The following is a 23,257-nucleotide window of genomic DNA, read 5'->3' as shown; positions in this document are numbered from 1 at the left end:
GTGTCCGCAGCCTGCGTAGTCGTGTCCGCACCCTGCGATGCGGACACGACTACGCAACTCGCGGACACGGCTACGGGAAGTGCGGACACGGCTACGTAACTTGCGGACACGGCGTCAGAGGGAGCGGGTCAGCGCCTCCGGCGTCGTCACCGGGCGGTCGCAGACGTAGCCCCGGCAGACGTAGGCCGCGGGCGCGCCGTCCACCAGTGGGCGGTCGGCCAGCAGCGGCACGCCGTCGGCCTCGGGCGGGCCGCCCAGCACCACGCCGCCGCCGTGGACCGCGGTCGCCGCCGTCGCGAGCAGCTCCGACCGCGCCTGCGCGTCCGGGCCGACCACCGCCACCTGCACGGGACCCGACAGCAGCGCCTCGGCCACCGAGAGCCAGTGCCCCGCGAACCTCGGGGCCTGCGCCACCAATGCGCCGGCCCGGCCCAGTGCCTGCTCACACGCCGCCCGGTAGCGCGCCGCGTCCTCCGGCCCCACCAGGGCCGACGCGGTGAGCAGCGCCGAGGCCAGCGCGGAGGCTCCCGACGGGCTCGCGTTGTCGGTGGGGTCGCTCGGCCGGTGCACGAGGGCCTCGGCGTCGGAGGCCGTGTCGTGGAACGCGCCCGGCGCGTCGGACACGGCGAAACGCCGCAACGCGCTGTCGAGCAGCGTCGTCGCCTCCACCAGCCACACCGACTCCCCGGTGGCCTGGTGGAGGGTGAGCAGGCCGTCGGCAAGGCACGCGTAGTCCTCCAGCACTCCCGCCGCGTCGCCCACGGTCCCGTCGCGGGAGCTGCGGCGCAGGCCGTCCTCCGTGCGGTGGACGTCGAGCACGAACGCCGCCGCGGCCACGGCGGCCTCGACCCAGTCGGGCCGGTGCAGCGCCATGCCCGCCTCCGCGAGTGCCGTGACCGCCAGGCCGTTCCAGGCCGCGATCACCTTGTCGTCGCGGGGAGGCTGCGGACGGTCGCCGCGCGCCGCGAGCAGCGCGGCACTCACCCGCATCCACCGGGCCGGGTCGTCGGGGTCCTCCGGAAGTCGCAGGGTGGAGGCTCCGCGCTCGAAGGTGCCCTCCTCGGTGACGCCGAAGGTGCGCGCGGCCCACGCGCCGTCCTCGGTGCCGAGCACGGCGACGAGTTGTTCCGGCGTCCACACGTAGGTCAGCCCCTCGACGCCGTCGGTGTCGGCGTCCAGCGACGCGGCGAACCCACCCTGCGCGGTCCGCAGGTCCCGCAGCAGGAACTCCGCCGTCTCCCCCGTGATGCGGTGGGCCAGCGCCGAACCGGTCCGCCGAGCGAGGTGCGCGTAGGCGCGCAGCAGCAACGCGTTGTCGTACAGCATCTTCTCGAAGTGCGGCACCACCCACTCGCCGTCCACGGAGTAGCGGGAGAAGCCGCCCGCGAGCTGGTCGTAGAGCCCGCCGCGCGCCATCCCGTCGGCCGTCAACTCCACAACGGACAGTGCTTCGGGCGCGCCCGTGCGCTCGTGGTGGCGCAGCAGGAACTCCAGCACCATCGACGGCGGGAACTTCGGCGCCCCACCGAATCCGCCGTGCTGCGGGTCGGTCTGGGTTCGCAACGTGGACACGGCCTTCGCCACGGTGTCGGCGTCGACGTCGTGGACCGACAGCGGCCGGGTCTGCTGGGCGATGTGGTCGGCGATGCGGCCCGCGCTCTCGTCCAGTTCGTGGCGGCGGTCGATCCACGCCTCGGTCACGGCGCCGAGCAACTGCCGGAACGACGGCATCCCGTGCCGGGGTGCGGGCGGGTAGTAGGTGCCGCAGTGGAACGGCTTGCCGTCCGGGGTGAGAAAGCACGTCATGGGCCAGCCGCCCTGCCCCGTCATCGCCTGCGTGGCGGTCATGTAGACGGCGTCGATGTCCGGGCGTTCCTCCCGGTCGACCTTGATGTTGACGAAGTGCTCGTTCATCACACGGGCCACGTCGGCATCCTCGAACGACTCGTGCGCCATGACGTGACACCAGTGACAGGCGGCGTAGCCGATCGACAGCAGGATCGGCACGTCGCGCCTGCGGGCCTCCGCGAGCGCGTCCGGCCCCCACTGCCACCAGTCCACGGGGTTGTCGGCGTGCTGGAGCAGGTACGGCGACGTGGCACTGGCGAGGCGGTTCATGGCCCCAGCGTGTCACAGCCACCGGCCGCTCACAGCGGGTCGGCTTCCGGGCCGCTGCGGTGGGCTGCCTGGTCGACGAGCACCGCGACGCCGTCGAGGAGCCGGGCGAGTCCGAATTCGAACGCCCTCAACGGAGCGTCAGGACCGTAATGTTCCGCGTCGGTCGCCTCCCCCACCGACGCGGCGACGGGGTACCGCTCACCGTCGAACAGCTCGGTGAGCAGCGGCTCGTACTCACGCCACCACTCGTCGTTGTCCTGGCCCGTGTCCTGCCCGACCCTGCGGAGATCGACGGCGGACCGCACGGCACCGTGGACATAGTTGGCCACCAGGGTGACCACCTGATCCATTTCGATGGGTGTGAGCCCGAGCCTGTCAACGGCGCGCAGGTCGTTGTCCCATTTGGCGAGCACGTTCGGCCCGAGGACGGGTTTGACCGCGGAGACCTGGAGCAGCCACGGGTGCCGCAGGTGCAGCTCCCACGTCTGGTGAGCCACGGCCTCCAGCTCGGCCCGCCAGCCTGAACCGGATGTCTCTGGTGGCCCCAACTCGGCGTGCACGCGATCGACCATGAGGTCCACGAGTTCGGCCTTGCCGGGCACGTACCCGTAGAGCGACATGGCCGTGAGGCCAAGGGCCGACGCGACCGCCCGCATGGTGACGGCGTCGATGCCCTCCACGTCCGCCAGCTCGATCGCCGCACCGACGATGTCCTCGACGGTGAACCGCGGTTTGGGCCCGCGCCGAGGCTTGTCCGCCACTCCCCACAGCAGTTCCATGCTGCGCTTCGGGTCACCGCCGCCCGTGTACACGCTGCTCACATCTCCGGACACTACCCTCGCCTTGAAAACTCCCTACGTTGTAGAGTAAAGTTTCAACTCCCTACAACGTATACCGTTTTGGAGGTGGCATGAGCCCCGCTCCCGCCGTGGCCGCCAGCGCTCTGCGCAAGCGGTACGGCACCACCGACGCGCTCGACGGCCTGAACCTCGTCGTGCCACCGGGCACCGTGCACGGAATCCTCGGCCCCAACGGGGCAGGGAAAACCACCGCCGTGCGCGTACTCAGCACGCTCGTTCGCGCCGATTCCGGCACCGCCCGCGTCGCCGGGTTCGACGTGGCCACGCAGGCGACACTCGTGCGACGCAGCATCGGCCTCGTGGGACAGAACGCCGCCGTGGACGAGATCCTGACGGGCAGGCAGAACCTCGTGCTCTTCGGACGGCTGCACCACCTGCGTTCCGCCGCCGCCACCCGAAGGGCGGGTGAACTGCTCGACGCCTTCGGCCTCACCGAGGCCGCCGACAAGCCGGTGAAGCAGTACTCCGGTGGGATGCGCCGCAGACTCGATCTCGCCGCCGGACTGCTCACCGCGCCGTCGGTGCTGTTCCTCGACGAGCCCACCACCGGTCTCGATCCCCGCGCCCGCACGGAGATGTGGGAGTCGGTGCGGGAACTGGCCGCGTCGGGGACCACGGTCATCCTCACCACTCAGTACCTGGACGAGGCCGACCACCTCGCCGACGCCGTCTCGGTAGTGGACGGCGGCCGGGTCATCGCGCAGGGCACGCCGGACGAACTGAAGGGACGCCTCGGCGGCGACCGGCTCGACGTCACCGTGCGGGACGCCGCCGATCTGGTCCCAGCGGCGGAGTTGTTGCAGCGAGTCACCGGCGGCGACGTGCACACGGACGCCGACCGTCGCAGGGCCAGCGCACCCGTGACCGACCGCGTCACCGCGCTCGGAACCGTCCTTCGCGCGGTCGAGGGAGAGCACTTCGGGGTCGAGGACGTCACCATCCGCCGCCCCACGCTCGACGAGGTGTTCCTGCACCTCACCGGCAGTGACGCCAGCCAGCCCGCGAAGGAGACCACGGCATGACCGTTCCCACGACGAACCACACGATGTCGGCCTCGATGCCGCGCCCCGCCGAGGCACCCGCCACGGGCGGCTCACGCCTGCGCTGGGCGCTCGCCGATGCGTGGACAGTGACCCGCCGCGACCTCATCCACTGGGCCAACCAACCCGGGATGTTGGTGGCCAACCTGCTGTTCTCCGTGCTGGTCCTGCTGATGTTCGGGTTCCTGTTCGGAGGCGCGATGGCGGCACCCGGCAACTACTGGGAGTTCCTCGTGCCGGGTGTCCTGGCGCTCACCATGGTCTTCGGCGTCGAGTCCACCTTCACCGCCGTCAACACGGATCTCGCGCGCGGCGTCACCGACCGGTTCCGTTCACTGCCGATGGCCGGGTCCGCGGTCGTGGTCGGACGCGCGGGCGCGGACCTGCTGAACAGTGTCGTCACCCTCGCCGTCCTGGTCGCCACGAGCCTGGCCGTGGGATGGCAGCCGCACAGCGGGATCGGCCCGACCCTGGCCGCGTTCGGTCTCCTGTTGCTGCTGCGCCTGGCGATGCTGTGGGTCGGCATCTACCTCGGGCTCGTCGCCAAGAGCCCGGAGTCGGTCATGGCGCTGCAGATCCTGGTGTGGCCGGTGGGCTTCCTGTCCAACGCTTTCGTCTCACCGGCCACCATGCCGGGCTGGCTCGGTGCGATCGCCGAGTGGAACCCGCTGTCGGCCACCGTCGCCGCCGTCCGCCAACTGTGGGAGAACCCGAGCTGGTCGAGCGAGTCCTGGCTCGCGACGCAACCCGTGCTGTTCGCGGTGCTGTGGCCGGCGCTGCTGATCGCCGTCTTCTTCCCGCTGTCCGTTCGCCGCTACCGGCAGCTCAGTCGCTAGGAGGCACCTGAAGGTGCTCGGCGCGGCACGGATACCGGCGGGCGGACGAGCCGAACCGGCCTCGTGCTCGCCGTGGCCCGCCTCGTGTCGGGCATCGCCCGGCTGACCACCCGGCGCACGGCGACAGCAGCGGTCAGCTAGTCGCCCCCGCCCCCTCCGGAGTCACCGCCGGAGCCGGAATCACCGGAGCCGGAACCACCGCCCGACCCGACGTCGGACGTGGCGGTGTCGCCGCCGCGGTCGCGGGAGTCGTCCGTACCCGAGGCGGCCGGAGTGCCGGAACCCCGGTCGAAGCTCGCAGGCACCCGCTTGAGGTGCTTGGTCATCGAACGGACGAGAAACGCCACCGCCACGAAGAACACCAGCAACAGCAACAGGCCCACGGGCGAGGACTTGCCGAAGTCCTCGCCCTGCCCGCCGCCGTCGCCGCCCTCGCCGTCGGGCTGCTGCGCCAGCACCAGCCCGGCGGACATGGCGGGACCGACCGCGAAGGCGGGCAGTGTCATGTCGTCACCCTCTCTCGGACCCCGGCGAACAGGTCGTCCTCCGGCAGTGTCGTGTCGACCAGCGAGCGCACCAGTTCGTACTCCTCGGTCGGCCACACCTCGCGCTGCACGTCCAGGGGCACGGCGAACCAGCGGCTGTTCGGGTCGATCTGGGTGGCGTGGGCCCGCAGCGCGTCGTCGCGCACCTCGAAGTAGTCGGGGCACGGCACCCTGGTGGTCACGCGCTCCATCACGTCCGGCCGGTTCGGGTCCCAGTTCTTCAGCCACTCCTCGAACGGCGAGTCCAGGTTCCGTGAGGTGAGCGCCTCGTGGAACCCCTCGAACTTCGCGCGCGAGAAGCCGTGCCCGTAGTACAGCTTGAGGGGCTGCCAGGGCTCGCCCGCGTCGGGGTGGCTGTCCGGGTCCGCGACGACGTCGTAGGCCGCCATCGACACCTCGTGGCAGCGGATGTGGTCGGGATGCGGGTAGCCGCCGTTCTCGTCGTAGGTGACGACGACGTGCGGGCGGAACTCGCGCATGACCTCCACCAGCCGCGCCACCGGCTCGTCCAGCGGGATGCTGGCGAAGCAGTCCTCCGGCAGGGGCGGCGGCGGGTCACCCTCGGGCAGGCCCGAGTCGACGAAGCCGAGCCACCGGTGCCGCACGCCCAGGATCTTGGCGGCCCTGGCCATCTCCTCCCTGCGGATCTGGGTCATGTTCTCGTGTACCTCGGGCCGGTCCATCGCCGGGTTGAGCACACTGCCTGCCTCACCGCCGGTGCAGGTCACGACCATGACCTCGTGTCCCTCGGCGACATAGCGGGCCATCGTCGCGGCCCCCTTGCTCGACTCGTCGTCGGGATGAGCGTGTACCGCCATCAGCCGCAACCCCGCGTCCACGTTCTCCGCCCTCTTCTCGTCGGTTCCCGCCATCTCCGGCTCGGTTCCTTTCCGCTCGCCCGTGCGCTGTGCGGACCCCCTGGCCCACGCCTGTCCGCTCTCACGGATACTCAACACGCGAGGTGGGTGTTTTCATTCTCCCCACCGCGACGACACGACCGATCGGGAGGCCCGGTTGAGCGACGCGGAGCCCGGCCCGGAGCACGACGACGGGTTGGCGGACCGCTACGGCTCCGCCCGGCGCTCCCGGCTGCCGTCACGCCGGACGCTCGGCGGCACCCGCGGCTGGGTGCTCGGCACCGCGACCGCGCTCGCGTTGCTGGTGGGCGGCTACGTCGTGTACACGCAGTTCTTCGCGGTGCCCCTGGAAGCGCAGCGCGTGGCATTCGAGCCGCGGCCGGGCAACGCCATGGAGGTCACCGTGGACGTGACCCGCGACGACCCCTCGCGGCCCGCCGTGTGCATCGTGCGGGTCCGCGACATCTCGGGTGCCGAGAGCGGCAGGAAGGAGATCTACGTCGCACCGGGCGGCGTCGATGTCGAGCGCCTGAACACCACCGTGCGGAGCATCGGAGAGCCGGTTACAGCGGACGTTCACGGCTGCTCCTATGATGTTCCCGAATACCTGTCAAGCCCCCAGCGGCCAACGGAGTGAAATAGGCGCCGGACGCACCGGGTACCGGTATTGGCGGCGGCCTCCGGGGGTCGTTTCGTGCTATCCTCTGGGTGTCGGCACGGCCCCGCGCGGGCCGTGTCTTTCCTTTATTCACCAGCCACGACAGCGTGGCAGATCCGGCCTGTAGACCCAGGTTCGGAGGGCCCAAGAGGAGATGGTGACCGTGAGCGACAGCAAGGTGACCTGGCTGACCCAGGATGCCTACGACAGGCTCAAGAGCGAACTCGACGAGCTGATCGAGAATCGTCCGGTCATCGCCGCGAAGATCAACGCCAGCCGCGAAGAGGGCGATCTGAAGGAGAACGGTGGCTACCACGCCGCCAGGGAGGAGCAGGGCCAGCAGGAGGCCCGCATCCGGCACCTCCAGGAGTTGCTGCGCTCCGCCAAGGTCGGCGAAGCACCGAAGGACGACGGCGTCGCCGAGCCGGGCATGGTGCTGACCGTGCGCTACGACGGCGATGACGACGAGGAGACCTTCCTGCTCGCCACCCGCGAAGAGGGCGGCAGCGGGCCGGTGGAGGTGTACTCGCCCGATTCCCCGCTCGGCAAGGCGTTGCTCGGCGCCAAGGAGGGCGAGTCGCGGGAGTATCCGCTGCCCAACGGCGGGAACCAGAAGGTCACGCTGGTCAAGGCGGTGCCCTACAGCTCGTGAGCAGGCGATGACCGGCGGCCCTTGAGGCACTTCGAGACTTCCGAGTCTTTCCCGGACACGTGAGCGACGGCCGGTGAACGCGACCCGCGAAGGGCGCGGTCACCGGCCGTCGTCATGCTCAGCGCCCCGCGATGCGTTCCAGCAACGGTCGCACGCGCGGCGGCACGGGTGTCGACAGCGCGATGGACGTCGCGGTCCTTCGCACCCCGGGCACGCCCACCACCTCGTCGATGACGCGCTGGAGGTCGTCGTTGGAGCGTGCCACCACCCGCACGAACAGATCGCCCTGACCCGTGGTCGCGTGGACCTCGCAGACCTCGTCGATCGCGGCGAGCGCGGCGGCCACCTCGCCCCGGTGCCCCTGGGCGATCTCCAGTACCGCGAACGCGGTCAGCCCGTAGCCCACCGCGGCGAGGTCGAGCTCCGGAGGGAATCCGGTGAGCACTCCCGCCGAGGTGAGCCGGTCGAGCCGCGCCTGCACGGTGCCGCGCGCGACGCCGAGCCGCCGCGCGCACTCCAGCACTCCGAGCCGCGGCGCGTCGGTCAGCAGCAGGAGCAACCGCGCGTCCAGGGCGTCGAGGGTCATGCGGTCCTCCTGCACAATCCGGCCGATCTGATCACTCGAATGCCAGCCTAACCGAGCAGATTGTCCAGTGAATCGTCTGAGTGTTGCCCAGTCTGCGCGCCGGGACGCATGCTGCGTGCCATGGCCAACTCAGCACTCGACGACGTCAGTTACCACCAGCTGCGGCAGCTCGTGGGTCTGGTCGACCACGACCTCGCCGGCGACCCGTTCCCCGTCAGGGCGATGGACGCGGTGGTGTTCGTGGTCGGCAACGCCACGCAGACCGCGCACTTCTACCAGTCGGCGTTCGGGATGGACCTCGTGGCCTACTCCGGCCCCGAGACCGGAAACGCCGAGTACAAGTCGTTCGTGCTCAGGTCGGGCTCGGCGCGATTCGTGATCAACGGCGGGGTGCGGCCCGACTCCCCGCTGCTCGACCACCACCGCAGGCACGGCGACGGTGTCGCCGACCTGGCGCTGGAGGTCGCCGACGTGGACCAGTGCGTCGAGCACGCGCGCGCCAGCGGGGCCACGGTGCTGACCGAGCCGCACGAGGTCTCCGACGAGCACGGCACCGTCCGGCTCGCGGCCATCGCCACCTACGGCGAGACCCGGCACACCCTCGTCGACCGCTCGCGGTACTCGGGCCCCTACCTGCCCGGCTACGAGGCACGCGACCGCAGCGTGCCCAAGCCGGAGGGCGCGCCCAAGCGGTTGTTCCAGGCGGTGGACCACTGTGTCGGCAACGTCGAACTCGGGCGGATGGACGAGTGGGTGAGCTTCTACCACCGGGTCATGGGATTCGTGAACATGGCCGAGTTCGTCGGCGACGACATCGCCACGGACTACTCGGCGCTCATGAGCAAGGTCGTCGCCAACGGCAACCACCGGGTCAAGTTCCCGCTCAACGAACCGGCGGTGGGCAAGAAGCGCTCGCAGATCGACGAGTTCCTCGAGTTCTACGACGGCCCGGGCTGCCAGCACATCGCTCTGGCGACCAACGACATCATCGCCACCGTGGAGGCCATGCGCGCGGCGGGCGTGGAGTTTCTGAACACGCCGGACTCCTACTACGACGACCCGGAGCTACGCGCCCGCATCGGTGAGGTGCGCGTACCGATCGAGACGCTGAAACGGCACCGCATCCTCGTGGACCGCGACGAGGACGGCTACCTGCTGCAGATCTTCACCAAGCCCGTGGGCGACCGGCCGACCGTGTTCTACGAACTGATCGAACGGCACGGCTCACTGGGCTTCGGCAAGGGCAACTTCAAGGCCCTGTTCGAGGCCATCGAGCGGGAGCAGGAACGCCGCGGCAACCTCTGAGCCGACCCGGTGGGCGCCGCACGCACGCAGGCGCCCACCGGGGGCCGCCGTCAGAACAGCACGCGGAAGCCCGCGCGCTGGAGCTGGGCCGCCACGTCGGCGCAGTGCTCGGGGCCGCGCGTCTCCAGCTTCAGCGCGATCTCCACCTCACCCATCGCGAGCCGCCCCGAGATGCGTGAGTGCTCCACGTCCAGCACGTTCGCCCCGAGTTCGCTCACCCGGGACAGCACCCCCGCCAGCGAGCCGGGCCGGTCGGGAACCCGCAGGCGCAGACTGAGGTAGCGGCCCGCGGCCGTCATCCCGTGCTGGATGATCTGCAACAGCAGCAGCGGGTCCACGTTGCCGCCGGACAGGATCGCCACCACCGGCGGCTCGAACACGCCGCTGTGCTCCAGCAGTGCCGCCACGGCTGCCGCGCCCGCGGGCTCGACGACCAGCTTGCGGCGTTCCAGGCACAGCAGCACGGCCCGGGACAGCGACTCCTCGCCGACGGTGACGACGTCGTCCACGAGCGAACGCACGTGCTCGAACGTGACCGGTCCCGGCGCGCCCACCGCGATGCCGTCGGCCATCGTCTGCGTGCGTTCGAGCCGCACCGGATTGCCCGCCGACAGCGACAGCGGGAACGCCGCCGCACCCTCCGCCTGCACGCCCACGACCCGCACGTCGGGCCGCACGCCCTTCAGCGCGCTCGCCACCCCGCCGACGAGCCCGCCGCCGCCGGTGGCCACCAGCACGGTCGCGACGTCGGGCACCTGCTCCAGGATCTCCAGGCCGACGGTGCCCTGCCCCGCGATGATGTCGGGGTGGTCGAAGGGATGGATGAACACGGCACCCGTGCGCTCGGCGAACGCCACGGCCTCGGCCAGCGTCTCCTCCAGCGCCTCGCCGTGCAGGTGGACGTCAGCTCCGTAGCCGCGCGTGGCGGCCAGCTTGGGCAGCGGAGCGCGTTCCGGCATGAACACGGTCGCCTTGCTGCCCAGCAGTGACGCCGCGAGCGCCACCCCCTGTGCGTGGTTTCCCGCGCTGGCGGCGACGACGCCGCGGGCGCGTTCCTCCTCGCTCAGCCCGTGGATGCGGGTGTACGCACCTCTGATCTTGAAGGAACCCGTGCGTTGCAGGTTCTCGCACTTGAAGTGCACCGGCCCGCCGTGCGGCGGTTCGAGGTCGCGCGCGTGTTCCATCGGCGTCATTCGCACGACGGACTCCAGCAGGCGCCTCGCGTCGCGGATTGTGTCCACGCTGACAAGTCCCATAACCGCCGATGATGTCACTGCACGCAGAGTCGCTGGGAGGTTACCTGCTTGGCCAGATCACGATTGGGTAAGCTTGTCGCACATCGGTGGCTCGACGGCGGGAGAGTGACGTATGGGAACGGCACGCACATCGGACGGCCCGCGTTCCGCTGGTGTGATGCCGTTGCTCGCCGGCGTGGTCTCCGCACTCGCGCTGACCGGCGCCGCCGTCTACACGGTCACCGAAGCCCAGTGCGACTCCGGGCACTACCTCACGGGTGGGCAGCACGCCACGCTCGTCGGCAGCTGTGTCACCGGGGCCGAACTGGAGGAGGCCGGCGTCGGTGCGGACCGCGACCGGCCCGGCACCACCGCCGACACCTCCCCCAGCAACCTCCGACCCTGAGTCCGGCCCGCCCGCTCAGGACGCGTCGAGCGCGTGCCGCAGGTCGGCCAGCAGGTCGTGGGGGTCCTCGATACCCACCGACAGCCGCACGAGCGCGTCGGGAACCTGCAGCAGCGAACCGGCCACGCTGGCGTGCGTCATGCGCCCCGGGTGCTCGATCAGCGATTCGACGCCGCCGAGTGACTCGGCGAGGGTGAACAGCGTCGTCCCGGCCGCCACGTCGAGAGCGGCGCGCTCCCCTCCGGAGAGGGTGAACGACACCATCCCGCCGAACCGGCGCATCTGCTTGGCCGCGAGCGAGTGGTGTGGGTGCTCGGCGAGACCCGGGTAGTAGACGCGCTCGACCTTCGGGTGCACCGACAGCGCCTCGGCGATCAGCTCGGCGTTGCCGCAGTGCCGCTCCATGCGCACGGCCAGCGTCTTGAGTCCTCGCAACGTCAGCCAGGCGTCGAACGCGCCCGGTACCGCACCGGCCGTGTTGCGCAGGAAGAACAGCTTCTCGCGCAGCTCGTCGGAGTCGGTCACCACCGCGCCACCCACGACGTCGGAGTGCCCGCCGAGATACTTGGTGGTGGAGTGAACGACGACGTCGGCGCCGAGCTCCAGCGGCGTCTGAAGGTAGGGCGTGGCGAACGTGTTGTCGACGACGAGCTTCGCCCCGCCCACGTGGGCGAGTTCGGCGAGCGCGGCGATGTCGGCGATGCCCAGCAGCGGGTTGGTGGGCGACTCGCACCACACCAGCTTGGTCTCCGGGCGCATCGCTGTCCTGACTTCGTCCAGGTTGGACAGCGAGGCGACGCTGTAGTCCACACCCCACTCGGTGAGCACCTTGTCGATGAGACGGAACGTGCCACCGTAGACGTCGTTGCCCAGCACCACGTGGTCGCCGGGGCGCAGGGTGGTCCGCAGCACGGCGTCGCCCGCCGCCATCCCCGAGGCGAAGGCGAGGGCGTGCCTGCCGCCCTCCAGCGCGGCGAGTGCCTCCTCCAGCGCCGTGCGCGTCGGGTTCGCGGTGCGGGAGTACTCGTAGTCGCCCTCGCGGGTACCGCCGACGCCGTCCTGAGCGTAGGTGGAGGTCTGGTAGATCGGCACGATCACCGATCCCGTTCGGGGATCGGGCTTCTGCCCTGCGTGAATGGCGCGGGTCTCGAATCCGTAGTGGGCGGGGTCTGCAACCATGCCCACAGCCTACGGGCGGCCCCCTGACCCCGCCGTCGCGGCACACGAAGGGCCGTGGGCGATCCGGCGCGCGTACGCCAGGTCAACCCACGGCCCTTGTCGTGTCAGAACGTCACCACTGCTGCGGCGGCTGCCCCGGCTGACCGAACCCGCCGGACTGGCCCGGCTGGCCGGGCTGACCATAACCACCCGGCTGGCCCGGCTGACCAAAGCCACCGGGCTGACCCGGCTGACCGTATCCACCGGGCTGAGCGAAACCACCGCTCGGCGGGTACTGCCCGCCGGGCTGCCCGAAGCCACCGGGCTGGCCCGGCTGGCCCGGCTGGCCCGGCTGGCCATAGCCACCCGGCTGACCGGGCTGACCGGGCTGGCCCGGCTGACCGAAGCCACCGGGCTGGCCGAAACCCCCCGGCTGACCCGGCTGGCCGAAGCCGCCGGGGCCACCGAAACCGCCCGGGCCACCGGAGCCACCGCCGAGGCCGAGCAACTTCGCCGTGGCCGGAAGGACCCCGAGGACACCGGCGGCGAGCACGAGGATGCCGAAGATCAGGTACAGCATCGCGGTACCGAGGCTGCCCATGTCGCCGAACTGCTGGGCGAACTCGTCGTTGACCGTCGTCCCGATCATCAGCAGGATGCCGGAGACCAGCAGCAGCGCACCGCCGCCGAGGAGAACGAACGGCACGAGCTTCTGCAGCGCGCCCTTGAGCTTGCCCGCCAACGCGAGCAGCACGCCGCCCGCGATCGTCGCCACGGCACCGACCATGGTCAGGATCAGGTAGAAGATCAGCGTTCCCGGCGAGGCGATGCCTGCCTGTTCCAGGATCTGGCCCCCGTTGGGCACGCTGTCGATCAGGTCACTGAGTTCGCTCGCATCACCGAAGTCGATGAACGCGAAGATGAGCGAGACGAGGCCGAGGAGCGCGACGATCCCGCCGACGATCATGCCGACGACGTTCGTCCCACCCCCGCCGCCGGGCATTCCCGGGCCACCGGGGCCACCGCCGAAGCCCGGCTGTCCGGGAGGACCGAACTGACCGGGGGGAGGGCCGAAACCACCCTGCTGCGGCGGGCCGAACTGGCCCGGCTGCCCGAAGCCCTGCTGCGGCTGCGGCCCCGACTGCATTCCCGGCATCCCGGGCTGACCGGGCTGGCCGGGCTGACCCATCTGGCCCGGCTGCCCCATCTGACCCATCTGGCCCGGCTGGCCCATCTGCCCCGGAGCACCGAAACCGCCGGCCGGGGACTGCTGCCCGAAACCGCCCTGGGGGTTCACCGCGGCCGGATTGTCGGCCGCGCTCGGCGGGGGCGCGTACGGGATCGCGGGCTGCGGCTGCGAGTTCGGTGGCACGAGCTGCGTCGACTCGGCGTTCTCCCCCTGCCCCGCACCCTGGTTCGGCTGAACGACCTGGGTGGGCTCGGGGCTCTCGCCGAACTGCTGTTGCTGCTGCTCGCCCTGGGAGTCCTGGGGCTGCTGCGGCTGCACCACCTGCGTCGGCTCGGACGTGCCGAACGGGCTGTTCTGCTGTGGCTGCGGACCGCTGGGCGGCCCCTGGGGTTGTTGCTCGCCACCCCAGGGCTGGTTCGGTGGCTGCGGAGCACTCATTGGGTCGTGAACCCCCTTGACGAGGACCTTGGTGATTTCGCTCGCGCACACGCTATCGGATGCGGCACTGTTCAGGGTGTAACGCCCCTGGCAGCGCGTCCGATGACCACTGTCACCTCACGCGTGCCCCGAGAGGAACGCCAGCAGGTCCTGCCTGGTCACCACACCCGCGGGCTTGCCGTCGACCAGCACCATCGCGCCGTCGGCCGTGCCGAGCGCGTTCATCGCGGAGCTGATCTGCTCGCCCGCGCCGATGGTGGGCAGCGGCGGCGACATGTGATCGGCCAGCGAGTCGGCCAGCGCCGCCTTGCCCGTGAACAGGGCGTCCAGCAGGTCGCGCTCGTTGACCGCGCCCACAACCTCGGCCGCCATCACCGGCGGCTCGGCACTGACGACGGGCATCTGGCTCACCCCGAACTCACGCAGGATCGCCACGGCGACGGCCACCGTCTCGGTCGGGTGGGTGTGGACCAGGTCGGGCAGGGTGCCGTCCTTGCGCCGCAACACCTCCCCGACCGTCGCGTCCTGCGACTCGGGCGGCAGGAACCCGTACGAGGACATCCAGCCGTCGTTGAAGATCTTGCCGAGGTAACCGCGCCCGCCGTCGGGCAGCAGCACCACGATGACGTCGTCCGGCCCGCAGCGTTTCGCCAGCTCCAGCGCGGCGGCGACGGCCATGCCGCACGAGCCGCCCACCAGCAGCCCTTCCTCCCTGGCGAGCCTGCGCGTCACGGTGAACGAGTCGGTGTCGGAGACCGGGATGATCTCGTCGGCGACCGAGCGGTCGTAGGTGTCGGGCCAGAAGTCCTCACCGACGCCCTCGACCAGGTAGGGCCTGCCGCTGCCACCCGAGTACACCGAGCCCTCGGGGTCGGCGCCCACGATGCGCACCCGCCCTTCGGAGACGTCCTTGAGGTAGCGTCCGGTCCCGGAGATGGTGCCGCCGGTGCCGACACCCGTGACGAAGTGGGTGACCCTGCCCTCGGTCTGCTGCCAGATCTCGGGGCCGGTGGAGTGATAGTGGCTCTCGGGGTTCTGCGGGTTGGCGTACTGGTTCGGCTTCCACGCGCCCTCGATCTCGCGGGCCAGCCGGTCGGAGACGTTGTAGTACGACTCCGGGTGCTCGGGCGGCACGGCCGTGGGGCAGACGACGACCTCGGCGCCGTAGGCCTTGAGCACGTTGCGCTTGTCCTCGCTGACCTTGTCGGGGCACACGAACACGCACCGGTACCCCTTGCGCTGCGCGGCCATGGCCAGGCCGACCCCGGTGTTGCCGGAGGTGGGCTCGACGATCGTGCCGCCGGGGCGCAGCTGTCCGGACGCCTCGGCGGCCTCGATCATCCGCAGGGCGATCCTGTCCTTCACGCTCCCGCCCGGGTTGAGGTACTCGACCTTGGCGAGCACGAGCGGTTCGACACCCTGGGTGAGGGCGTTCAGCCTGACCAACGGGGTGTCGCCCACGAGGTCCATGACGTGTTCGGCGTAATCCATGTCACCAGGGTAAACAGTCGCCGCGCCACGGGAGAGGCCGGTGGTGAACCGACCATCGTCGCCGACCCTGCCCGAAGCATTGTCCGATTAGGACCCGTGTGGTTAGCTCACCGCCTACGTCGTCCGTGTGATGATCGAGGAGACCCCGTGAGATCCCTCCGCAAGACCGCCGCGTGCGCGCTCGCCACCGCCACCGTGCTGGGCGTCGCCGTCGCGCCCGCCTCGGCGGAGCGGCCCGGCCGTGCCGACTTCACCCTCACCGTGCTGTTCAGCAACGACGCGGAGTCCGCGCTGCTCGGCGTGCACGGCGACGGTACGGACGAGGGCCCGATCGTGGACGGCGGCGACCGGCCCTACGGCAGCCCGTCCCGGGCGGCGGCGCTGCTGGACCGGCTGCGCGCGGAGGCGACGACCGGGAAGCCGGGCCCCGGCCAGGCCGGCCGTCGCGGCGAGATCGCCCTGTCCGGAGGCGACAACTTCCTCGCGGGCCCCGAGTACGCGGCCAGCACGGTCGAGGGCGCGCCGTTCTACGACGCGCTCGCGCTGGAACACCTCGACCTGGACGCGAGCGCGCTGGGCAACCACGACTTCGACTTCGGCCCCGACGTCCTCGATCGCTTCCTCGACACGGCGGGCGACTCGCTGCCGTTCGTCAGCGCGAACCTCGACGTCTCCGGTGAGCCGGAACTCGCCGCGCATGCCGCCGACGGCACACTTGTGGAGAGCACCGTGCTGCGCACGCGGGGTGAGCGGGTGGGCCTCATCGGGCTCACGACACCCGAACTGCCCGCCATCTCCAGTCCCCGCGACGTGGAAGTGCGCCCTGAGCTCGCCGAGATCACCAACGCGCACGCGGACGACCTCGGCTCCCTCGGGGTCGACAAGATCGTGCTGGTCAGCCACCTGCAGGACATCGACAACGAGCTGGCGCTCGTACCCCGGCTTCGCGGTGTGGACGCCGTGGTGGGCGCCGGCGGTGGCGAGATCCTCGCCGACGCGGGTGACCGGCTGATCCCCGGCGACGTCGCGGAACGCGGGTTCCCGCTCTGGGCCGACGACGCCGACGGCCACCGCGTCCCGGTGGTGACGGTCCCCGGTGACTACAAGTACGTCGGCAGGCTGGTGCTGAACTTCGACCGGCACGGCGCGGTGCTGGGCGTGGACGAGCGGTCCACCGGCCCGGTGCGCGTCTCCGGCGTCGGCCCGGACGCCGTGGCCGGTGACCCAGTGGTGCGGGCCGAGGTCGAGAAGCCCGTCGCCGAGCACGTCAGCTCGCTCGCGGACGAAATTCTCGCGCGCAGCGAGGTGCCGCTGAACGGGGTGCGGGCCGAGGTCCGCAGCCGCGAGACCAACCTCGGCAGCCTGGTGGCCGACAGCCTGCTCCGGGCGGGCCGCGAGAACGCCGACGACTACGGTGTCGCCGCCCCGCGGGTCGCCATCCAGAACGGCGGAGGCATTCGCAACGACTCTGTGCTCGCCCCGGGTGAGCTGACGGCACTGGACACCTACGACGTCGCCCCGTTCGCCAACTTCGTCGCCGTGGTTCCCGACGTACCCCGGGACGTGCTCCGGCAGCTGCTCGAACGCGGTGTCGCCGCCGCTCCCGACGCGGCGGGCGCGTTCATGCAGGTGGCGGGGCTGTCGTTCACCTACGACCCGGCCCGGCAAGCACAGGAGGTCCGGGAGGGCACGCACGAGATCGTGACGCCGGGCGAGCGGGTACGGGACGTGGTGCTGGCCGACGGCACGGTCCTCGTCGCCGACGGTGAGGTCGTGGCCGGTCCCGGCGTCTCGGTGGCGACCAACGACTTCTCCGCCCGCGGCGGCGACGGCTACCCGTTCGCCGACCTGCCGTTCACCAGCGTGGGCGTCACCTATCAGCAAGCGGTGCAGGGTCACCTGGTTGAGGGCCTCGGTGGCACCGTGACCGCGGCCGACTACCCGGAGGGCGGTGCGGGCCGGATCACCCCGGTCTCCTGACGCCGGGGCCGGTGGCCACTTTGCAATCCGGGACGCGCGGGGCAGGATGGAGCTAAGCAACCGCTTAGCGACCCGAAGGAGTGTCCCGATGCCGGAAGCCGTCATCGTGTCCACCGCCCGCTCGCCCATCGGACGCGCCCGCAAGGGCTCGTTGGTGGACCTGCGCCCGGACGACCTCACGGCCCAGATGGTGCGCGCGGCGCTCGACAAGGTGCCGCAGCTCGACCCGCGCGACATCGACGACCTCATGCTCGGCTGCGGCCTGCCCGGCGGCGAGCAGGGCTTCAACATGGGCCGGGTGGTAGCCGTCGAACTCGGCTACGACCACCTGCCCGGATGCACCGTCACCCGATACTGCTCGTCGAGCCTGCAGACCACCCGCATGGCGCTGCACGCCATCAGGGCGGGCGAGGGCGACGTCTTCGTCTCGGCGGGCGTGGAGACCGTCTCCAGGGCCGTCAACGGAACCTCCGACTCCTGGCCGGACACCCACAACCCGCTGTTCGCCGACGCCGAGGCCCGCACCCAGCAGCGGGCCGAGACCGGCGGCGACGGCTGGACCGACCCCCGCGAGGACGGCCTGCTTCCCGACGTCTACGTCGCGATGGGCCAGACCGCAGAGAACCTCGCCCGGCACAAGGGCATCTCCCGGCGCGAGATGGACGAGTTCGCGGTGCGGTCGCAGAACCTGGCCGAGAAGGCCGCCGCCGACGGCTTCTGGGACCAGGAGATCACCCCGGTGACGCTGCCCGACGGCACCGTCGTCGCGGCCGACGACAGCCCCCGCCCCGGCGTCACGCTCGACGGCGTCGAGGCGCTGAAGCCGGCGTTCCGGCCCGACGGCCGGGTCACGGCAGGCAACGCGTGCCCGCTCAACGACGGCGCCGCCGCACTCGTGATCATGAGCGACACGAAGGCGCGCGAACTGGGCATCACGCCGCTGGCCCGCATCGTCTCCACGGGCGTGTCCGGGCTCTCGCCGGAGATCATGGGGCTCGGCCCCGTCGAGGCGTCACGGCAGGCCCTCGCCAGGGCTGGTCTGAGCATCGGCGACATCGACCTTGTGGAGATCAACGAGGCGTTCGCCGCGCAGGTGATCCCCTCCTATCAGGACCTCGGCATCGACCTCGACCGGCTCAACGTCAACGGCGGCGCCATCGCGGTGGGCCACCCGTTCGGCATGACCGGTGCCCGCATCGCCACCACGCTGCTCAACTCGCTGCGTCACCACGACAAGCAGTTCGGCCTGGAGACCATGTGCGTCGGCGGTGGTCAGGGCATGGCGATGGTGCTCGAACGCCTCAGCTGAGAAAGCCCCGCACGCGACAGGGCGCCCGGCCGGTCGGCCGGGCGCCCTGGGTCGTTCTCGCGTGGGCCGCGAAAGCTCAGTCGCCGCCCTGGAGGTACGACAGCAGTCGCAGGATCTCCAGGTACAGCCACACCAGCGTGACCATCAGCCCGAAGGCCACGAACCACGCGAACTTGGCGGGCACGCCCTGGCGGATCGCCTCGTCGGCCATGTCGAAGTCGAGCAGGAAGCTGAACGCCGCGACACCGATCACCACAAGGCTGAAGATGATCGCGAGGGTGCCGCCGTCCCTGAGCCCGGTGTTGACGCCGAACAGGCTCAGCACCAGGTTCACCAGCATGACGATCAGCACGCCGCCGAGCGCGCCCATCATCCACTTGCGGAACTTGGGCGTCACCTTCACCGCGCCGGTCTTGTAGACCACGAGCATGACGACGAAGACCGCGGCCGTGCCGAGGATCGCCTGCAGCGCGATGCCCGGATAGATCATCTCGAAGACGCCGGTGATCGCGCCGAGGAAGACGCCCTCCGCCGCCGAGTAGGCGAGCGTCATCGGGGCACTGGCGATCTGCTTGAACGCGATGATCAGAGCCAGCACCAGCCCGACGAGCATCCCGCCGATCATGGCGCCCGTGACGGCCCCGCTGGAGCCCGCGGCCATCTGCGTCTGCGCCCACACCGCGGTGATCACGCCGACGAGCAGGGTCACGCCGAGGGACGCGCCCGTCTTCATCACGACGTCGTCGACCGTCATCGGCCTGCTGTCGGCACCGGACGGTGCCTGCGGCCCACCGGCCACCGGCGGCGGTCCGTACCCGGGCTGCGCGCCCTGCGGCTGGTTGAAGCCCGCATAGGAGGAGCCCGCCGCGGGCAGGTTCCGGAAGGCGGGGTTGCTGGTAGTTCGCACCTGATCCTCCTGGATCTTTCGGCACTTGCATCGGGTTCAACGCCCGCACGCGCCGATTGGTTCCCGTCAATCGAGTAAAGGCCACTTTACCGGCTCACTCGCGTCTCGTGGCACCACCGTGCCCGGGTGGCGCGAAACAACAGCGAGCACGGGCGCCTTCCACCCCGCATCCTCCCGAAACGGCCCCCACACGTCCACCGCCTGGTGGATTGCCCCGCGGGTGTGTCACACGTCATTCTCACGGGCAGGTGAGCGACCGGCGCGGCCACCGGAAGCGCCACGCCGGTGTATGGGGATACCGACCGACTCTGGGGGTTTCGAACCCGTGACTCGAAGACGTCTGGCCACGGCCGTCCGCCTGGCCCTCGTCGCCCTGCTGGGCGCACTGTCCCTCGTGGTCGTCGCGCCCGCCGCGTCGGCCGAGGTCGAGGAGGGCATCGGCCACCGAACCACGCCAGGACAGTCCTGGGGCGACCGCGACCGGGACTACGACTGGCTCGGCTCCTACGTCGTGGACGGCGAGCACGTGTTCTGCGTGTCGTTCGCACTCAAGGCACCGGACAGCACCGAACACTACGAACCGGGCGACGAGTTGCTCACCAAGTGGGGTGATCCGCTGGAGTCCGACGTCGCCGCCAACATCTCTTACCTGCTGCTGCGTTACGGCGACACCACCGATGCCGACGAGGCCGCCGCACTGGCCCACCTCCTGCACTCCTGGACGGCCGCGCCGCGCAGTCCCGCCGACCTCGATCCGTCGAAGCCGTTCACCGAGATCGGCTACGACGTCGAAGCGCAGTTCGCCAAGCTGCCGCAGGGCGCGCAGGACGCCGTGGAAGCCCTGCGCTCCGACGCCGAGGCCAACCGGGGACCGTGGACCGCGAACGTGACCGCACCCGAGGGTGAGCAGATCATCGACACCCCGGCGGACTGGATGGTGAGTGTCACGAACGCCGACGGGACGGGCATTCCGGGGGTCGAGGTCGAGCTCGCGCTGACCGACCTCGCGCCCGGCGACGCGGGTGACGCCGAGGGCGACCCGCCCGCCGACGAGGCCGAGAGCACCGGCAACGCCGAGAGCACCGGTGCCGACGGTGCCGCCGCACCGGGCTCGGGCGATGCCGGGACGACCGACGAGAACGGTGAGAACGGCGAGACCGTCACCGTGGTCACGGACGAGGGTGGCAACGCGACCCTGACCGCGGCTGCGACGGGTGAGCAGCCCTCCGTCACGGCGACGCTGACCGCCCCCGCCGAGCGGCCCTACGTCCGCGACCCGGTGACGGCCGACACTCAGCGGGTGGTCTCCACCGGTGGCGAGCAGACGCTGACCGCCGAGGCCGCCACCACGGCCGTGCCCGCACCCGGCGTCGTCAAGGTCACCAAGGTGGACGACGAGACCGGCGAGGGCATCGCGGGTGTCCCGTTGCGGCTCACGGCGGAGGACAAGACCTCCCCCGCCGTCGGCGCCGACGGTGAGGACCTCGTGGACTCGGACGGCGAGCCACTGGTGGTCACCACCGAGGGCGAGAACGGTCTCGTCACGATCGAGGACCTCCGCACACCACAGACGGTCTGCGTCATCGAGGTGACGCCGCCCCAGGGCTACGGCGACGCCTTCGACCCGGAGAACCCGCCGTCCGCGTGCGGGGAACTCCACCCGGGCGACACGCTGGAATTGCGGATCAGCAACGTCGCCGACGAGGTCCCCCGCACCATTCCGGCCGGGACGCAACCGACGGCGACGTCGCAGTCCGCCACCATGTCCGGCGCGCCGGTCAGCGCGCTGGTGGCGCTCGGGGCGCTCGTGGTGGCCGTCGCGGGCCTGACCGGCTGGGTCGCACGGAAACGGCTCCTGCGCCAGCGATGATTCCGTCGACCTCGGGCACTCCGGCGGCGGGTGAGAGCCGCCGCCGGATACGCCGGGCGTACCTGCTCGGTGCGAGCAGCGTGCTCGCGGTGGAACTGCTGATCGTGGGCGTGCTGGCGCTGCGCTCGCCCGTGGTCGTGGCCGGGACCGCCGTACCCGCCACGACCACGGCGCCCGCGCCCGCACAGTCCCAGCCGGACACCGAAGACCGGGACGACGGCGGTGACGGCAACGACACCCACGACACCGGCGACACCGACGACGGGAACGGGGACGGGGACGGGGAGCGCTCCTCCGAACCCACACAGCCCGCGGCGGAGCGGCCCGCCACCGCACCCAGCGGCCAGCGGCCGGGGACCGTGCGGCTGCCGGACGGCGGCACCGCCACCCTGGTGCGGGAGGAGCTGGGGGCGGACTCCGTGCTGCCCGTACCCGACGATCTCGACGAGGCCACGTGGTGGGGCGCGGGACTCGACGCCCCCAGCGGTGCCAGCGTGTTCGCCGGGCACGTCAACTGGCGGGGCAGCGTCGGGCCGTTCTCCGAGTTGTGGGACGTCCGGGCGGGTGAGCGGGTGACCGTCGCCGACGAGGACGGCACCAGGTTCCACTACGCGGTCACGCAGATCCTGACTCTCGGCAAGGACGAGCTGCCCGCCCGGGCAGGCGAGCTGTTCGGGCAGAGCGGCTCCCACCGTCTCGTTCTGGTGACGTGCGGAGGCCGGTGGCTCGGCGGCACCACCGGCTACGCGGAGAACCGGGTGGTCATCGCCGAGCCGGTGTGAACCGGTCGCGCCGGCGGCACTCGGCCCGGCAGGCGGCGCACACCACTCACCCGGTCGGCCTGCCTGACACCGGCGCGCGGGCGTGCGGCGGTACGGTCGTGGCATGGCTTCCGACCACGATCACCGTCTGCTTCCGCTGCGGCGGGAGTTCGGCCAGGCATGGCATGGTTTCGACCGCAACCAGGTGGTGCAGTACCTCGACCATCTCGAGGCCCAGGTTCACCGTCTCATGACCGAGCGGGACACGGCGATGGCGCGGGCGGGCGAGTCCGCGCGCGAACTCGACAGCGCGCGCAAGGAGATCGCCACGCTGTGGGATCGCGTCGAGGAGCTGAAGAAGCCACCGGAGCGCGTCGAGGATCTCGACGAGCGCATGCAGCGCTCGGTCCAGCTCGCGGAGTCGCAGGCCGCCGAGGTGCTCGCCCGCGCGGAGGCCGCCGCGGAGAAGAACTGGGCGGAGAGCAGCGAGGTCTCGAAGAAGCTGCACGAGCGCTACATGGCACTGCTGGAGACGCTCGACGGCCATGCCGACCAGTTGAAGCGGGAGCACGAGGAGGCGCTGGCCGCCACCAAGGCCGAGGTGCAGCGGATGACCACGGAGGCGGCCCGTCGGCGCGAGCACCTCGACACGGAAGCCGAGCGCAAGCGCCGCCGGATCGAGAACGACTTCCAGGCGAAGGTCTCGGCCGAGAAGAGCGCGCTGGAAAAGCACATCGCCGACCAGCAGACGGCGAGCAAGAACGCCGCCGAGCGCCGGATCGCGGACGCGACGGCGGAAGCCAAGCGGCTGGTCGACGAGGCCACGGCGAAGGCGAAGAAGCTCGTCGACGAGGCCACCGGCGAGGCCGACCGCCGCACCACCGAGGCCAACGAGGTCGTCGGCAGGCTCACCAAGATCCGCGAAGAGGCGCGGGCCCGGCTCGCCGAGGCCGACAAGGTGCTGCGCCACAGCGAGTCCGCGCTGACCGCGACCCCGGACGAGGAGGCCGCACTCGCCGAGGCACCCGGCCGGTCGTGATCCGGTGACGTGAGGTG

General features: G+C 71.1%; 21 protein-coding genes. 11 read left to right on the top strand and 10 right to left on the bottom strand.

Annotated elements, in window-relative coordinates; translation table 11 throughout:
- Positions 1–114: 114 nt before the first annotated feature.
- Together FFT09_RS12985 and FFT09_RS12980 are read right to left on the bottom strand one after the other, a co-directional pair.
- The gene (locus FFT09_RS12985; RefSeq protein WP_081191524.1) at positions 115–2,118 is read right to left on the bottom strand and encodes a thioredoxin domain-containing protein; all 2,004 of its coding nucleotides are present in this window, start codon (positions 2,116–2,118) and stop codon (positions 115–117) included.
- Between the two features lie 29 nt (positions 2,119–2,147).
- Positions 2,148–2,930: a TetR/AcrR family transcriptional regulator gene (locus FFT09_RS12980; protein WP_244231385.1), complete on the bottom strand. Its 783-nt coding sequence runs from the start codon at positions 2,928–2,930 to the stop codon at positions 2,148–2,150.
- A 98-nt stretch (positions 2,931–3,028) separates the two neighbouring features.
- Here FFT09_RS12980 and FFT09_RS12975 point away from each other — a divergent pair, with 98 nt between their 5' ends.
- Both FFT09_RS12975 and FFT09_RS12970 read left to right on the top strand, forming a co-directional pair.
- A complete protein-coding gene (locus FFT09_RS12975; protein ID WP_081191525.1) occupies positions 3,029–4,000 on the top strand; it encodes an ATP-binding cassette domain-containing protein in 972 nt (323 codons plus the stop codon).
- A complete protein-coding gene (locus tag FFT09_RS12970; protein ID WP_138382855.1) occupies positions 3,997–4,854 on the top strand; it encodes an ABC transporter permease in 858 nt (285 codons plus the stop codon). The genes FFT09_RS12975 and FFT09_RS12970 overlap by 4 nt, the downstream gene beginning before the upstream one ends.
- Positions 4,855–4,991: 137 nt before the next feature.
- Here the strand turns inward: FFT09_RS12970 and FFT09_RS12965 are convergent, their stop codons facing one another.
- Both FFT09_RS12965 and mca read right to left on the bottom strand, forming a co-directional pair.
- Entirely contained in the window at positions 4,992–5,360 is a 369-nt protein-coding gene (locus FFT09_RS12965) for a hypothetical protein (RefSeq protein ID WP_138382854.1), read from the bottom strand.
- Entirely contained in the window at positions 5,357–6,271 is a 915-nt protein-coding gene (gene mca, locus FFT09_RS12960) for a mycothiol conjugate amidase Mca (RefSeq protein WP_138382853.1), read from the bottom strand. Before mca ends, FFT09_RS12965 begins: the two co-directional genes overlap by 4 nt.
- Before the next feature lie 142 nt (positions 6,272–6,413).
- Between mca and FFT09_RS12955 the strand changes: the two genes are divergently transcribed.
- Positions 6,414–6,893, top strand: a complete 480-nt coding sequence (locus FFT09_RS12955; RefSeq protein WP_138382852.1) for a DUF4307 domain-containing protein — start codon at positions 6,414–6,416, stop codon at positions 6,891–6,893.
- A 178-nt stretch (positions 6,894–7,071) separates the two neighbouring features.
- The gene (gene greA / locus FFT09_RS12950; RefSeq protein WP_081192307.1) at positions 7,072–7,566 is read left to right on the top strand and encodes a transcription elongation factor GreA; all 495 of its coding nucleotides are present in this window, start codon (positions 7,072–7,074) and stop codon (positions 7,564–7,566) included.
- A 118-nt stretch (positions 7,567–7,684) separates the two neighbouring features.
- Here greA and FFT09_RS12945 read toward each other — a convergent pair whose 3' ends face one another.
- Complete coding sequence (locus FFT09_RS12945) at positions 7,685–8,152, bottom strand: Lrp/AsnC family transcriptional regulator (RefSeq protein WP_024874966.1); 468 nt, start codon at positions 8,150–8,152, stop codon at positions 7,685–7,687.
- A 120-nt stretch (positions 8,153–8,272) separates the two neighbouring features.
- On the opposite strand from FFT09_RS12945, the gene hppD reads away from it, so the two are divergent.
- Entirely contained in the window at positions 8,273–9,457 is a 1,185-nt protein-coding gene (hppD, locus tag FFT09_RS12940) for a 4-hydroxyphenylpyruvate dioxygenase (protein WP_081192309.1), read from the top strand.
- Positions 9,458–9,507: 50 nt separating this feature from the next.
- Here the strand turns inward: hppD and ilvA are convergent, their stop codons facing one another.
- Positions 9,508–10,713: a threonine ammonia-lyase gene (gene ilvA, locus FFT09_RS12935; protein ID WP_081191532.1), complete on the bottom strand. Its 1,206-nt coding sequence runs from the start codon at positions 10,711–10,713 to the stop codon at positions 9,508–9,510.
- Positions 10,714–10,825: 112 nt separating this feature from the next.
- Here ilvA and FFT09_RS12930 point away from each other — a divergent pair, with 112 nt between their 5' ends.
- The gene (locus tag FFT09_RS12930) at positions 10,826–11,098 is read left to right on the top strand and encodes a hypothetical protein (protein ID WP_024874969.1); all 273 of its coding nucleotides are present in this window, start codon (positions 10,826–10,828) and stop codon (positions 11,096–11,098) included.
- Between the two features lie 15 nt (positions 11,099–11,113).
- Here the strand turns inward: FFT09_RS12930 and FFT09_RS12925 are convergent, their stop codons facing one another.
- The 3 genes from FFT09_RS12925 to FFT09_RS12920 form a co-directional block, all read right to left on the bottom strand.
- Positions 11,114–12,277 (bottom strand): cystathionine gamma-synthase, encoded by a 1,164-nt coding sequence (locus FFT09_RS12925; RefSeq protein ID WP_081191533.1) that lies wholly within the window; start codon positions 12,275–12,277, stop codon positions 11,114–11,116.
- Between the two features lie 112 nt (positions 12,278–12,389).
- Entirely contained in the window at positions 12,390–13,883 is a 1,494-nt protein-coding gene (locus tag FFT09_RS22915; protein ID WP_167305374.1) for a hypothetical protein, read from the bottom strand.
- A 117-nt stretch (positions 13,884–14,000) separates the two neighbouring features.
- Complete coding sequence (locus FFT09_RS12920) at positions 14,001–15,374, bottom strand: cystathionine beta-synthase (protein WP_081191535.1); 1,374 nt, start codon at positions 15,372–15,374, stop codon at positions 14,001–14,003.
- A 147-nt stretch (positions 15,375–15,521) separates the two neighbouring features.
- On the opposite strand from FFT09_RS12920, the gene FFT09_RS12915 reads away from it, so the two are divergent.
- Together FFT09_RS12915 and FFT09_RS12910 are read left to right on the top strand one after the other, a co-directional pair.
- Positions 15,522–17,354: a bifunctional metallophosphatase/5'-nucleotidase gene (locus tag FFT09_RS12915; protein WP_138382851.1), complete on the top strand. Its 1,833-nt coding sequence runs from the start codon at positions 15,522–15,524 to the stop codon at positions 17,352–17,354.
- An 88-nt stretch (positions 17,355–17,442) separates the two neighbouring features.
- On the top strand, positions 17,443–18,663 hold the full coding sequence (locus FFT09_RS12910) for an acetyl-CoA C-acetyltransferase (protein WP_081191537.1): 1,221 nt from the start codon (positions 17,443–17,445) through the stop codon (positions 18,661–18,663).
- Positions 18,664–18,739: 76 nt separating this feature from the next.
- Here FFT09_RS12910 and FFT09_RS12905 read toward each other — a convergent pair whose 3' ends face one another.
- On the bottom strand, positions 18,740–19,570 hold the full coding sequence (locus tag FFT09_RS12905; protein WP_081191538.1) for a Bax inhibitor-1/YccA family protein: 831 nt from the start codon (positions 19,568–19,570) through the stop codon (positions 18,740–18,742).
- Positions 19,571–19,895: 325 nt separating this feature from the next.
- Between FFT09_RS12905 and FFT09_RS12900 the strand changes: the two genes are divergently transcribed.
- The 3 genes from FFT09_RS12900 to FFT09_RS12890 all read left to right on the top strand — a co-directional run bounded on the left by FFT09_RS12900 (position 19,896) and on the right by FFT09_RS12890 (position 23,240).
- Positions 19,896–21,440 (top strand): MSCRAMM family protein, encoded by a 1,545-nt coding sequence (locus tag FFT09_RS12900; protein ID WP_138382850.1) that lies wholly within the window; start codon positions 19,896–19,898, stop codon positions 21,438–21,440.
- Positions 21,437–22,222: a class F sortase gene (locus tag FFT09_RS12895; RefSeq protein ID WP_138382849.1), complete on the top strand. Its 786-nt coding sequence runs from the start codon at positions 21,437–21,439 to the stop codon at positions 22,220–22,222. The genes FFT09_RS12900 and FFT09_RS12895 overlap by 4 nt, the downstream gene beginning before the upstream one ends.
- Positions 22,223–22,325: 103 nt before the next feature.
- Complete coding sequence (locus tag FFT09_RS12890; RefSeq protein ID WP_138382848.1) at positions 22,326–23,240, top strand: cell division protein DivIVA; 915 nt, start codon at positions 22,326–22,328, stop codon at positions 23,238–23,240.
- The last annotated feature ends 17 nt before the right edge of the window (positions 23,241–23,257 follow it).

The sequence above is a fragment of the Saccharomonospora piscinae genome, from assembly GCF_005862235.1.
GTDB lineage: Bacteria > Actinomycetota > Actinomycetes > Mycobacteriales > Pseudonocardiaceae > Saccharomonospora > Saccharomonospora piscinae.
This window is presented reverse-complemented; position numbering and strand designations above follow the sequence as displayed.

Excerpts from the sequence above, each read along its gene's own strand:
- ilvA (WP_081191532.1), bottom strand. The coding sequence starts at position 10,713 with ATGGGACTTGTCAGCGTGGACACAATCCGCGACGCGAGGCGCCTGCTG.
- FFT09_RS12890 (WP_138382848.1), top strand. The coding sequence starts at position 22,326 with ATGGCTTCCGACCACGATCACCGTCTGCTTCCGCTGCGGCGGGAGTTC.
- FFT09_RS12895 (WP_138382849.1), top strand. The coding sequence starts at position 21,437 with ATGATTCCGTCGACCTCGGGCACTCCGGCGGCGGGTGAGAGCCGCCGC.
- FFT09_RS12910 (WP_081191537.1), top strand. The coding sequence starts at position 17,443 with ATGCCGGAAGCCGTCATCGTGTCCACCGCCCGCTCGCCCATCGGACGC.
- FFT09_RS12945 (WP_024874966.1), bottom strand. The coding sequence starts at position 8,152 with ATGACCCTCGACGCCCTGGACGCGCGGTTGCTCCTGCTGCTGACCGAC.
- FFT09_RS12925 (WP_081191533.1), bottom strand. The coding sequence starts at position 12,277 with ATGGTTGCAGACCCCGCCCACTACGGATTCGAGACCCGCGCCATTCAC.
- FFT09_RS12975 (WP_081191525.1), top strand. The coding sequence starts at position 3,029 with ATGAGCCCCGCTCCCGCCGTGGCCGCCAGCGCTCTGCGCAAGCGGTAC.
- FFT09_RS12920 (WP_081191535.1), bottom strand. The coding sequence starts at position 15,374 with ATGGATTACGCCGAACACGTCATGGACCTCGTGGGCGACACCCCGTTG.
- mca (WP_138382853.1), bottom strand. The coding sequence starts at position 6,271 with ATGGCGGGAACCGACGAGAAGAGGGCGGAGAACGTGGACGCGGGGTTG.
- FFT09_RS12985 (WP_081191524.1), bottom strand. The coding sequence starts at position 2,118 with ATGAACCGCCTCGCCAGTGCCACGTCGCCGTACCTGCTCCAGCACGCC.
- FFT09_RS22915 (WP_167305374.1), bottom strand. The coding sequence starts at position 13,883 with ATGAGTGCTCCGCAGCCACCGAACCAGCCCTGGGGTGGCGAGCAACAA.
- FFT09_RS12965 (WP_138382854.1), bottom strand. The coding sequence starts at position 5,360 with ATGACACTGCCCGCCTTCGCGGTCGGTCCCGCCATGTCCGCCGGGCTG.
- FFT09_RS12970 (WP_138382855.1), top strand. The coding sequence starts at position 3,997 with ATGACCGTTCCCACGACGAACCACACGATGTCGGCCTCGATGCCGCGC.
- FFT09_RS12930 (WP_024874969.1), top strand. The coding sequence starts at position 10,826 with ATGGGAACGGCACGCACATCGGACGGCCCGCGTTCCGCTGGTGTGATG.
- hppD (WP_081192309.1), top strand. The coding sequence starts at position 8,273 with ATGGCCAACTCAGCACTCGACGACGTCAGTTACCACCAGCTGCGGCAG.